The 13,103-nt window shown below is 37.2% G+C and carries 9 protein-coding genes and 1 rRNA gene; 9 read left to right on the top strand and 1 reads right to left on the bottom strand.

Annotation, left to right across the window (positions count from 1 at the left end):
• Window positions 1-486 precede the first annotated feature (486 nt).
• The 8 genes from N0O92_RS13800 (at window position 487) to N0O92_RS13765 (ending at window position 11,427) form a co-directional block, all read left to right on the top strand.
• The gene (locus N0O92_RS13800; protein ID WP_315615253.1) at window positions 487-1,788 is read left to right on the top strand and encodes an MEDS domain-containing protein; all 1,302 of its coding nucleotides are present in this window, start codon (window positions 487-489) and stop codon (window positions 1,786-1,788) included.
• Between the two features lie 290 nt (window positions 1,789-2,078).
• A complete protein-coding gene (locus N0O92_RS13795) occupies window positions 2,079-4,502 on the top strand; it encodes a GcvT family protein (protein ID WP_315615252.1) in 2,424 nt (807 codons plus the stop codon).
• Between the two features lie 18 nt (window positions 4,503-4,520).
• Window positions 4,521-5,672: an N-methyl-L-tryptophan oxidase gene (solA, locus tag N0O92_RS13790; protein ID WP_315615251.1), complete on the top strand. Its 1,152-nt coding sequence runs from the start codon at window positions 4,521-4,523 to the stop codon at window positions 5,670-5,672.
• A gap of 48 nt (window positions 5,673-5,720) precedes the next feature.
• Complete coding sequence (locus N0O92_RS13785) at window positions 5,721-6,872, top strand: aromatic ring-hydroxylating oxygenase subunit alpha (protein ID WP_315615250.1); 1,152 nt, start codon at window positions 5,721-5,723, stop codon at window positions 6,870-6,872.
• A gap of 468 nt (window positions 6,873-7,340) precedes the next feature.
• Complete coding sequence (locus tag N0O92_RS13780; RefSeq protein ID WP_315615249.1) at window positions 7,341-7,841, top strand: glycine betaine ABC transporter substrate-binding protein; 501 nt, start codon at window positions 7,341-7,343, stop codon at window positions 7,839-7,841.
• A gap of 82 nt (window positions 7,842-7,923) precedes the next feature.
• Window positions 7,924-8,226, top strand: coding sequence for a hypothetical protein (locus tag N0O92_RS13775; RefSeq protein WP_315615248.1), 303 nt, complete (start codon window positions 7,924-7,926; stop codon window positions 8,224-8,226).
• A 191-nt stretch (window positions 8,227-8,417) separates the two neighbouring features.
• Entirely contained in the window at window positions 8,418-9,701 is a 1,284-nt protein-coding gene (locus tag N0O92_RS13770; protein WP_315615247.1) for a homocysteine synthase, read from the top strand.
• Between the two features lie 304 nt (window positions 9,702-10,005).
• Window positions 10,006-11,427: an alanine/glycine:cation symporter family protein gene (locus tag N0O92_RS13765; RefSeq protein ID WP_396334520.1), complete on the top strand. Its 1,422-nt coding sequence runs from the start codon at window positions 10,006-10,008 to the stop codon at window positions 11,425-11,427.
• A 39-nt stretch (window positions 11,428-11,466) separates the two neighbouring features.
• Here N0O92_RS13765 and N0O92_RS13760 read toward each other — a convergent pair whose 3' ends face one another.
• Complete coding sequence (locus N0O92_RS13760; protein WP_315615245.1) at window positions 11,467-12,420, bottom strand: L-lactate dehydrogenase; 954 nt, start codon at window positions 12,418-12,420, stop codon at window positions 11,467-11,469.
• A gap of 619 nt (window positions 12,421-13,039) precedes the next feature.
• On the opposite strand from N0O92_RS13760, the gene N0O92_RS13755 reads away from it, so the two are divergent.
• Window positions 13,040-13,103 (top strand): 16S ribosomal RNA (locus N0O92_RS13755); the annotation flags it as partial.

Genomic DNA, 13,103 nt, shown 5'->3' with positions numbered 1-13,103 from the left:
AATGAAGAAAAATAAATTCGTTAAATAAAAACTTAACGTTCTTAATAATATAAATTTAACATAATTAAAAAAATTGTAAAGACTTGATTTAAAGATGAGCGGTATATTATCTCACTTAAACCTTAAAGCACTAGTAGTTTCAGTAAAGTTGAATCTAGTTAAATTAATATCATCATAGTCAATTTTTAATGGTTTTTGTCAGATGTATTAGAGTCATATAGAGGATTTCTAATAAGTAGTGTTTTAGAAAGTAGAAATCGTGTAAGGAGTGGTGTAGTAAGTTTTCTGACATAGTTTCATTGATTGTTTAAAAATTTGTATATAATATAGTTTAATATTTGAAAAGAGGGTAAGTATAATGAGTTTGAAGGGGATGAAATAGGCTTGTCGGATGTCATTTAGGGAATGAAATAAAAGCATAGATTTTCATACTTTTATTCTCTTAATTACGTTACAATAGATTTGAGCATCGAAAGGCGGTTGATTATGGCAATACAAACTAGATCCATTTCTCTAACGAAGAATATACAAGTACAAGACGGATCGCACATTCTATATTTTTACGAATCAGAAGAACGGTATTTAGAAAATCTTGTCTCCTATATACTTTCTGCGAAAGCAATGAATCAACATGTAATTATTATTGAAAGCTATGAATGTTATGATGCGCTTTTAGAAAAACTGGGGACTCAAATTGAATCATTAGGACTTACTGAAATTCTCCATTACAAAAATAACATAGAATTTTACCAAACATATGGAGACTTTAAGTTTGAAAGGGCGTTGGAAAGTTTTAAAATAGCAGTTCAACCATTCGTTGATGAAGATCTTTCCATTCGGGTTTGGGGGAAAGTTGCATGGAAGGATTTAACATACGATAGAAGTGATGTAAATAAATACGAAAATGAATGCGATTTGACAGTAAGTGAGATTGGATATATGACTGTGTGTGTTTACGACGGGCGAGAGGTTCCGGCTTCTGTTCAAACAGATATGATGAGAAGTCATCCATATTTAATGACGGATACTGATTTAGTAAAATCTTCATTATATAATCATCAAGATCATACGGTTTTTCCTTCATTAGCCGCTCAAAAAAAGATAGAATCTGAATTGGACTTTTATCGTCAGAAGCTAGATTTTATTCATGTCGTCGCACATGAAGTAAGAAATCCGTTGACAGTAATTAAGTCATTTGCTGCAATATTAAAATCTGAATTACCAGACAAAGATATTCAAGCTAAGTTAAGCTTAATTGAAGATTATTCTGTGGCAATTGATCATGAAATTCATCACATAATTCAGACTGAACAGATGCTTACCATTGATACATTTTGGAAAACAAAATTAATTAAAGCATTGCCTTGTATAGAAGAAGTAGTAGAAGTGATGACTATTAAGGCAAGAACTCAGAATATTGAACTGAGGGCTAATTTACAAGTGCCTCCTAATACCATTATTAATGGCAACATAATGGGAATTAAATTGATTATCTCTAATTTACTAAGTAATGCTATTAAATATAGTCATGAAGGGGAAGTAGTTACGATTAATAGTTTCATTGAGGGGGAGCGTTTGCATATACATATTACTGACAAGGGTGTTGGAATGACATCTGAAAATCTTGAACGGTTGTTTCAAAAATATCAAAAAATCAATCAAGAGGTTGCTGGGCAAGGAATAGGATTATTTATGGTGTATCAAATTGTAAAACACTTTAAAGGTTCTATTGATGTTGTAAGTGAGTTAGGAAAAGGAACAGAAGTTAAGGTATCATTTTCACTATGAAATTTGACTAGAAAGAAGCGTTTGCAATATGCAGACGCTTCTTTCTATTTATGTAGCTGTGTGGTGTGAGTCTTTTTTACTATTAATAAATTATATAAAATTCGCTATTTAATAACGACTGTGTTGGAAATACGTAATTAAAAAGCAATAAATCATAGTAACACGAACAAAAGAAAAAAAAGGGGTGAAAAATTTGTGTTATTTTTTCTAACAGTAACAATTTATTTTTAGAAATTTCAGATTTATAATTTGCTCAGCAAGATGAAAATTACCAAAAGGAGGGAATAACTTTGAAGCAAAAAAAGATTGTCATCATTGGTGCAGGAATTGTTGGTTGCAGTACAGCTTACTACTTAAGTAAAATGGGTCAGACTGATATCACAGTTATAGAACAAGGTCCGTTGTTTGAAACGGGTGGTTCGACGTCTCATGCTCCAGGTCTTGTCTTTCAACTCAATTCATCGAAATTATTAACGAAACTAGCAAATGATACAGTAGATTGCTTTCTTAATTTAAGCAATGAACAAGATTTACCCTCCTTTTATCAAGTAGGAAGCATAGAAATTGCTAGTACACCGGAACGAATGAAAGACTTAAAAAGAAAAGCGGGTTTAGCGGCGTCATGGGGAATACAAGCAAAGCTATTAACACCTGAAGAATGTTCTGAAAAGTGCGAACTTTTAAATGTAGAACAGATTGAAGGTGGATTGTTCGTACCAACAGATGGAATCGCTAAGCCTTTAAGAGCCATAGAAAAGATGGCCGAATACACAAAGAAAGCTGGAACGTCATTTTACGGGAACACGGAGGTGACAGATGTTGAAGTTATTGACGGGAAAGTAAAAGCAGCAGAAACAACAAAAGGGAGGTTTGAAGCAGATCTTATTATTTGTTGTGCGGGATTCTGGGGTCCGCGTATTGGCGAAATGGTCAATGTGACAATCCCTCTTTTACCAATGGCTCATCAATATGTAATGACAAGTGATCTCGAATTACTTACAAACAAAACGGAGGAAGTAGAAATGCCTCTCATAAGACAGCAAGATCATGCGTTATATTACCGTCAAATTTATTCTGGGCTCGGAATCGGCTCTTATCAACATCGTTCGATGCCAATTGAATTAAGTACGATTCCTAAGAGCGAAGAGACAAAAGACATGCCATCAGTAAAACCTTTTACGGTAAATGACTTTGAAAAACCTTGGACAGATGCTAAAGCATTATTTCCGTCGTTAAAAAAAGCAGCAATAAAGAAAGGGATTAATGGTATTTTCTCCTTTACACCAGATGGAATGCCGCTTTTAGGGGAATCAAGGAATGTGAAAGGCTTTTGGGTAGCGGAAGCAGTTTGGGTTACTCATTCAGCTGGAGTAGGCAAGGCTATGGCAGAATGGATAATAAATGGAACTCCATCGCTTGATTTGGAATTCTGCGATATTAATCGTTTTGACCAATATGCCCTAACGCCAGCCTACTATCGTACACGCTCAATGGAACAATTTGAAAAAGTATACGATATCCACCATCCGTTTATGCCCCAGGACACAGCGAGAAACATACAAGTAACTAGCTATCTAACTAGACAAAAAGATCTAGAGGCTACTTTTACTGAAACATCAGGATGGGAACAAGCTCAATGGTACTCTGCTAATAAGGTACTTTTACCGAAATATGAAGATTGCATTCCTGAGCGTAAAGGGTGGGAAGCGAAGTATTGGTCCCAAGCTATTGGAATTGAACATTTGCATACTCGTAAACATGTTGCGATGTATGATTTTACAGCAAAGAAGAAGAGGCTCGAGATAAGCGGAGAGGATGCCCTTGAGCTTTTACAATTGGTAACGGTTAGCGATGTCGATACAAATATTGGAGACGTTACTCATACAGTTATGTTAACAGATAGAGGGACGATAAAAGGAGAGGTAACTGTAATTCGAATGGCTGTGACGAAATTTCTCGTCTTATGTGCAAGTTTAATAGAAGAAAGTTGGATCAAGCGCTTCGTCAAACTAGGAAGTTCCGTTTTTATTAACGATGTTACTAGTGAAACGTGCTCATTTGGATTAGTTGGACCGAAGTCGACAGCGTTAGCGGCTTTGCTAACGGAGCTAGATCTTACCAAATGGGATAAAGGCAAGGCAAAAGAGGTGGCAATTCAATCTATCTTGGCAATTGCCATACATGATTCCTATGTAGGAGAAGAAGGTTGGGAGTTTATCGTAACGATGGATAATGGACTACCTTTGTGGGATTTGATAGACGAGATAGGGAAATCGTTTCAAATTATAGCAGCTGGTAACCGTGCTTATGAGAGTTTACGAATTGAATCAAAACTCCCAAGAGGAGGAAAGGATTATTGGAGTGAACACGATATATATGAAGCAGGATTAGTTCAGATGCTTTCTGACGGAAAGACCAACTTTATCGGAATGCAGGCATTAGAAAAAAGAAAAGAAAGGGGCTCACAAAAACTGTTAATAGCTATTACATTTCAAGATCCAAAAGTGACTGTGATGGGCTTTGAACCAGTGTATGTTAATGGAGAAGTGAAGGGGTTTATCACAAGTGCGGACTATGGCTATAGCAATGGAGTGGGAGTGGCACAGGCCTGGTTAGAGCAGGCGGAAGTAGAGCGAGGGAAACAAGTGTGGGTTGAGTATTTTGGTAATCGAATTAAAGCCACAATTGAAACGGAATCAATTATAACGATTTAAAAGAAAGGGGAACACCGAATGTCAACAAAATATGATGTAATTGTGATTGGTTTAGGAGCTATGGGAAGTACTGCAGTTTATCAATTAGCAAAACGAGGTCAGAAAGTATTAGGTATTGATCGATTTGCCCCGGCTCATGATCAAGGATCTAGTCATGGAGGATCAAGAATCATAAGGCAATCTTACTTTGAAGACCCAGCTTATGTTCCTTTATTATTACGTGCCTATGAACTATGGGATGAAATCGAGCGAGAAAGCGGAGAAGAAATTTTAACCATAACGGGCGGTCTCATGGTAGGGAACCCTAGTAGTTTAACCGTTTCAGGTAGTATTGAAAGTGCGAAAAAATGGGGACTATCTTATGAAGTACTTAATTCAAGGGATATTCGCCAACGATTTCCTGTTTTTACCCCATCAGATCAGATGATCGGGCTGTACGAGGAAAAAGCAGGCTTTGTCAGACCAGAACTCAGTGTATACACACACCTTTCGCAAGCAGAGAGACACGGTGCGGAGTTTAAGTTTTTTGAAGTAGTAGAGACATGGGAAGCTTCCCCAACAGGAGAAGGGGTTCGTGTTGTTACAAATAATGGTGTTTATGAAGCTGGCAAGCTAGTTATTTCCCCGGGAGCATGGGCGCCACAAATATTACAAGATTTAGGAGTGAGTCTAGAAGTAGAGAGACACATCCAAATGTTTTTTGAACCGACTAACACGATTGAACCGTTTAAAGTTGGAAAGCACCCGATCTATATATGGGAAGCAGAAGATGGTGTCCAATTGTATGGATTCCCATCATACGGAATGTCTGGAGAGGGGGCAAAGGTAGCATTTTTTCGGAAAGGACGAACGTGCACTCCAGAGACAATTGATCGGCAAGTTTATGATTATGAAGTGGATAGAATGCGAGAATATCTACAACAGGCAATGCCACAGTTAAATGGTCGTTTCTTACAAGGCAAGACATGCATGTATACGAATACTCCAGATGAACATTTTGTTATTTCTCCACATCCAGAACATGCTCAAGTAGTCGTAGCCGCAGGTTTCTCTGGTCATGGATTTAAATTTGCTAGCGTTGTGGGTGAAGTAATAGGAGATTTAGTTATTACAGGCAATACAAAACATCCAATTGATTTATTTCAGCCACAAAGGTTTGCTTATAAATAATGAACAAGTTCACGAAATGAAGATGGGAATTTAAAGGAGGAAAATCTAATGTTGTTAAATGAAAATAACGAAAATCAACGTGGAAAGTTAGCTGCTACATTAACAGGGGAATTGTATACGAGTCAGGATGTGTTTCAATTGGAACAGGAAAATATCTTTTCTAAGTCTTGGATGTTTGTTGGCTATTCTTATGAAGTGACAGAACCTGGACAATATTTGACAACAAAGATAGGAAATGAAAATGTTTTGGTTGTTCGTGGGAGGGATGGTGAGCTTCGTGCATTTTTAAATGTTTGTAGACACCGTGGTGCAACTCTGTGCAGTGAACAAAATGGGAAAGTGGGAAAAACCATTCGATGCCCTTATCACAATTGGAGTTATGGATTAAATGGAGCATTAATGGCTGTCCCTAATACGAGCGATTGTAAAGAAGAACTTGTGAATAATGACGAGTATGGTTTGTATGAAGTTCATTTACGCACATGGCATGGGATGATATGGCTTAATTTAGACGAACAGGCTCTTCCGGTTGAACAACAATTGAATACGCAATTATTTGAGAGGTTCGGAGAGCTTTCAACATTTGCTAGATACCAAATTGAAGATTTGAAGATTGGTGCGCAAAAAGAATACGAGGTTGATGCTAACTGGAAGCTCATCATTGAAAATTTCCAAGAATGCTACCACTGTTCCTCTATTCATCCCGAATTAACAGCTACTTTACCAGAGTTTCGTTCTGGAGTAGGAACCCAAAATACGGTTGGTGGAGGAGCTACGTTTCATGAAAGTGTACAGTCGTTTTCCTTAAGTGGAAAAGGAAAACGCAAGCCTTTAAAAGGATTACTCCCAGAAGATGATCGTACGTACTTTGGTATAACGCTATTGCCTCACGTGTTTGTTAATTTGACACCAGATCATGTTATCATTCATCGATTAATTCCGATCAGTGAAACGAAAACAAGAGTAGTTTGTGACTGGTTGTTTGCTCCTGAAGAAATAGAAAAGTCGGATTTTGATCCAACTGATGCTGTTGAATTATTTCACCGTGTAAATGAACAAGATTTCGAAGCGTGTGAATGGTGTCAAGAAAATATGGGATCAAAAGCATATAAAAGTGGTGGTATTTTGGTACCGATCGAACATCACGTATCAGCTTTTTACAATTATGTAATGAAATCCATCGGAATGATAACAACATGAGGAAAGGAGATATTGTAATGGGGGTGCTAGGAAATAATTGGAATCCCCTTGAAATGTCATACATCCGCTAGCTGGCAGGCATAAGGATACAATCTAATTCAAGGAAGATTCTTTTTCCATTATATCAAATCAGGATATATGTTAAAAGGGTGGGGCTCGTGTATAAACTTATTGTGATCAAGATAGGCAAGAGCCCCTATCCACTTGCTTCGTTTCAACCATTCGTTTTACATGAGGAGGACAATGATGAGAGCGAAAATAAAGGAGTCTGAACCACTTATTCGAATTGAGCAAGTATCAAAGGTTTATGGAAAAAGTTGGACGAAGCACTGACTCTTCGGCGTCAGGGGAAAAATAAGTATGAGGTAGAGAATTTGACGAATACGACTGTTGCTATTTTTAATGCAAGTTTTGAAGTCCATAAAGGGGAAACCTTTGTTCTAACACAAGTTAGTTATTGATGGAAAAATGGCAACACAGTCCATAGAAGAGTTACTAGATGCGAAAGAAGTATTTAAAGGGAAAGTTATTGGAATTGAACCAGGGGCTGGTTTAATGAGAATTACTAGAGAGGAAGCGATTCCGGGATATGGATTAAATGATTGGGAGTTAGTTGAAAGTAGTACACCAGGTATGGTAGCGGAATTAGAGAAAGCAGTCTCCACTAAAAACCCTATTGTTGTGACGTTGTGGAGCCCTCATTGGGCTTTTGAAGAATTTAATCTACGCTATTTAGAAGATCCGAAAGGCTTAATGAACCCAAATGGAGTAGAGGAACTTCAATCCATTGGTCGTTTAGGTTTTGCTAATGAGTATCCAGAGGTTACTGAGTGGTTAAGTAAATTTTCTATTACATCCGAACAATTAGCTTTGCTAGAGGCTGAAATTATTAAAGCGGAAAATGAAGTAGAAGGTGTCGAAAATTGGTTGGTAGATCATAAAAGTGTAACAGATGAGTGGTTTAGGTAATAGCTACGAATCTCTCACGAGTAGTTTTTCAGATTTGTGAACAAATTGTAGAACCTGTTGATAAAGGAGAAGTGAGAAACTTATGGTTATTCATATGACTGACGCAGCTCTCTGTCAACTGAAAACAATGTTAATGCAAAAAGAAATGCTCCCAAGAATAGATGCAAAAATACTAGAAGGACCTAAAATTGGGGTTACACTTCAACTCGTCTTTGATGAATATCGCAAAAAAGATGAATATTTCGAGTTCAATGATATTGTCATAAGAATTGATCGTTTTACGGTGTTATATATTGAGGGGGCGTTGCTCATTGATTTTTCCAATCATCAAGGTTTTACGGTGTATGATTCGCTATCGTTAGGTGATAGCGGTCAAGCTATGTAAATGTCATGTTACGAACATAGAAGGGATAGTGAGCCCTACCTTGTACGTCTATACGAGGTAGGCTTTTTTTATGATCTAATTCGTAATAGAATTTTCAGAAAAATCAATTGACAGACTAGTTATTCACTACTATGATGAAAATGTAATTTGGTAGATAATGTATCATATTAAAATAATGGGAGTGAATGTTTATGACATTAGAAGATTCCTTTAAATTGGAAACCCTAGCTATTCACGCAGGCCAAGAGATTGATCCAACAACCATGTCACGTGCGGTTCCTTTATATCAAACAACTTCATATGGCTTTAAAGATACAGAACATGCAGCTAATCTTTTTTCTCTAAAAGAGTTTGGGAATATTTATACAAGATTAATGAACCCGACAACAGATGTGTTTGAAAAGAGGGTAGCTGCATTAGAAGGAGGTGCAGGAGCCCTTGCAACAGCCTCTGGACAAGCTGCAATTACGTATTCTATTTTGAATATTGCAGAGGCTGGGGATGAAATTATTTCTGCATCTAGTTTATATGGAGGTACGTATAATCTTTTTTCAATCACTTTGCCGAAAATGGGGATCAATGTTACCTTTGTCGATCCGTCAGAGCCGGAAAATTTTAGAAATGCGATAACGAATAAAACAAAAGCCATTTATGCGGAGACGATCGGAAATCCAAAAGGAGACGTTCTAGATATTGAAGCAATTGCAAAGATTGCACATGATCATCACATTCCTCTAATTGTCGATAATACATTTCCTAGTCCGTATTTATTACAGCCAATAAAGTTTGGAGCTGATATTGTTGTACATTCAGCAACAAAATTTATAGGAGGGCATGGTACTTCAATTGGAGGAGTGATTGTTGATAGTGGAAAGTTTGATTGGAATACAAGTGGGAAGTATCCAGGATTAACTGAACCTGATCCGAGCTATCACGGTGTAGTATACACAGAAGCTGTTGGTCCAATTGCCTATATCACAAAGGCTCGTGTTCAGTTGCTTCGCGATTTAGGGGCTGCTATTTCTCCATTTAACTCATTTTTGCTTTTACAAGGTTTGGAAACGCTTCATTTGAGGATGGAACGTCATAGCTCAAACGCATTAGCGGTAGCAAGATTTCTTGAGAAACATGAAGCTGTTGAGTGGGTCAGTTATCCAGGATTAGAAAGTCATCCATCCTTCGATTTAGCAAAAAAACTAATGCCTAATGGACAAGGAGCCATTTTAACATTTGGTATAAAAGGGGGACTAGAGGAAGGGAAGAAGATTATTCAATCTGTTAATCTATTCTCTCACCTAGCCAATGTAGGAGATTCAAAATCACTCATTATTCACCCAGCTAGTACAACGCATCAGCAGTTATCTGAAGATGATCAACTCAAAGCAGGAGTCTCTCCAGGAATGATTCGACTCTCTATTGGCACAGAAGCTATTGATGATATAATTCAAGATTTAGAAAGAGCACTTCGGCTATAAAAAGTTTAGGCATCTCGATAAAGATTTCGAGATGCCTTTATTTTTCCAATATAAGAGGTTTGTTGTAATTCTTACTATTCCAATTGACGAACGTTACTATTTTTGAAAACGCATCCATGACGATGTATTGCGAATAATGATGAAAAAAAATTTAGAATTTTACGCATTTTTCTATTGTTATATAGTGACCGATCGCCTATAATTCGAAATAGTAAGATATGTAAAAAAATATAACGATAAGTTAGGGGGAATCTGTGTGACCGAACTTGTTAATTGGTTGAATGGAGTATTGTGGAGTACACCTATGATTATTTTTTGTTTAGGTGTAGGGTTACTTTTTTCTATTCTTACTCGTTTTTTACAAGTTAGACATGTAAAGGATATGGTACGGCTTACGTTCCGTGGGAAGAGTTCTGCAGCGGGTATATCTTCGTTCCAAGCTTTGGCGATTGCGCTTTCAGGACGTGTTGGTACCGGGAATATCGCAGGTACAGCAACGGCTATAGCTTTTGGTGGTCCGGGAGCTGTGTTTTGGATGTGGATGATTGCTTTTATTGGTGCGTCAAGTGCCTTTATAGAATCGACTCTCGCTCAAATGTATAAACAAAAGCAAGATGGGCAATATCGAGGTGGACCAGCTTATTATATCGAAAAGGGAATAGGTTGGAAATGGTATGCTGTTATTTTTTCTATTGCTACCTTACTAGCTATGAGTTTACTTATGCCGGGTATTCAATCTAATTCTATTGCAATTGCTGTGGAGAATGCATTTTCGGTTAACACATATGTAACAGGACTTATTTTAATTGCTATTATAGGTATTATCATTTTCGGTGGAGTAAAACGTATTGCAAACGTTGCGCAGTATGTGGTTCCTTTTATGGCTGTAGCTTATATTTTGTTATCTCTCATTATCGTATTAGTTAATATTACAGAATTACCAGCTGTAATTGGTTTGATTTTTAGCAGTGCGTTTGGTGCAGATGCAGCTTTTGGAGGTATAATTGGTCTAGCGATTTCATGGGGAGTTAAACGAGGTATCTATTCTAATGAGGCTGGTCAAGGTACAGGTCCACATGCAGCGGCAGCTGCTGAAGTTTCTCATCCTGCCAAACAAGGGCTTGTGCAGTCATTTTCCGTCTACATTGATACGTTGCTCGTTTGTTCAGCTACGGCATTTATGATTTTATTTACAGGAATGTACAATGTTGAAAGTCCAAGCGGCGGTTACATTGTTAATAACATTAGCGAAATTCCTGCGGGAGCAGGGTACACTCAAGCTGCTATTGAATCTGTACTTCCTGGTTTTGGTGCATCTTTTGTTGCGGTGTCACTATTTTTCTTTGCTTTTACAACGATCATGGCATATTATTACATGGCCGAAACCAATGTTGCTTATTTAATACGAGGGAAATTTAAGAAGTACGGTATGTTCCTATTAAAAGTTGTTTTACTATTAGCAGTCTTTTTTGGTGCAATACGAGAGGCAGACTTAGCGTGGGCGCTTGGTGATGTTGGATTAGGTTTAATGGTTTGGTTAAATCTAATTGCGATCTTAATACTTGCTAAACCGGCGTTGCGTGTATTGAAAGATTACGAAGATCAAAAGAAGCAAGGAATTGATCCGGTTTTTGATCCGAAAAAATTAAACATTAAAAATGCTGATTATTGGGAACATGAGTACGAAGAGGATCAAAAGAAGAATAAAGATAAATTGTCTAGTTGACAAAGAACCCGACTTCCGTGGAGTGGAAGTCGGGTTTCTTTAGTTCGTTTCTGTTATTCCTCGCATAGTCTCTCGTAGTATTTTTACGGAGTGGTCGAATTGTTTTTTTTCTTTTTCGTTTAGGTCTATTTCTACGATGTTCCGAATTCCATTTCGATTAATGATGGCGGGTACTCCGATATAAACTTCTTTCTGACCGTACTCACCATTAAGGTAGGCGGAAATAGGAAGGATACTATTTTCGTTTTGTAAAATCGCTTTTGTAATACGCACTAACGACATTCCGATGCCGTAATAAGTGGCTCCTTTACGCTCGATAATATGATAAGCGGCATCGCGTACGTTTTTAAAAATTTCTTCGAGCTTCTCGTTAGTATACATTTCATTTCTTTCTATATAAGAGTCTAATTTGTCAATCCCTATCGTTGTGTGGCTCCAAACGGGTAACTCGGTATCACCGTGTTCGCCAATAATATAGGCATGTATATTTCGAGGATCAATTTCAAAATAATCGCCTAACATGTAGCGTAATCTTGCTGAGTCTAATGTAGTACCTGAACCAATGACTCGCTCTTTCGGTAATCCGGACTCTTTCCATGTTACATACGTCATAATATCAACTGGGTTAGTTGCGACAAGAAATATCCCGTCAAATCCGCTGTCCATAATATTTCTAACTATTTCTTTGAAGATCATTGTATTTTTTGTTACCAAGTCTAGTCGAGTTTCACCAGGCTTTTGGGCGAGACCTGCTGTAATTACTACTAAATCTGCTTCGTTGCAATCGGCATAAGTACCGTTCCAAACTTTCATTGCTGTAGGAGCAAATGGAAGACCGTGATTTAAATCCATTGCCTCCCCTTCAGATCGTAGTTCGTTCACATCTATAAGAACCAATTCTTCAGCTACCCCTTGATTGATGAGTGAATATGCATAGCTACAACCTACTGCCCCTGTTCCGATTAATACTACTCGATTTACTTTTCCGTTCATATATAAAGCCTCCTTTTTCTATCACCATTCTTATTTACAAATTTATTATAGCAAAACTTTGTGAAAATAATCACAATATTTATGAATGATATGTGAACTTCTTCACAAAAAGGGTGTTTGTTAATCTTAAATTGTGTGTGTTGAAGGAAGGGAGGTGTTATTGGTCATGCAGATTTATTTATAGAAGAAACTTGTCAGTTTTTTTGTTATTATAATAGAGCTAATAAAAAATTAGATTCTTAAGTTTGCATTTGGTGTCGTTATGTGTTAAATTATTAAATCTCGGGTATGGTACATACTGAGAATAATTATTTCGAAGGACCTTGCGTGGAATTGAATTGTGTGTTAAAGTATTCAATGTTCTGTTGCTTGGCCTTTTATTTATTCACAAGAGGTTATTGAAAAAGATGTTGCACGGAACATATTGATGTGTTATGATCTTAAATGTTGCTGATTGAGCAGCGGACAAGTTCTTTGAAAACTGAACAAAAGCCAAGCGAATTAAAGAGATTATTGAATCTCGTCAATTTTTATCATCGTTTTATTAAAAATGATAAAGTATCGTTAGCGATACATTTTGAGCTATGTTCCATCACTAAAGTGATGAAACTCAAACACTTTTATGGAGAGTTTGATCCTGGCTCAGGACGAACGCTGGCGGCGTGCCTAATACATGCAAGTCG

Source organism: Alkalihalobacillus sp. MEB130 (assembly GCF_032335535.1).
GTDB lineage: Bacteria > Bacillota > Bacilli > Bacillales > Bacillaceae_D > Halalkalibacter.
This window is presented reverse-complemented; position numbering and strand designations above follow the sequence as displayed.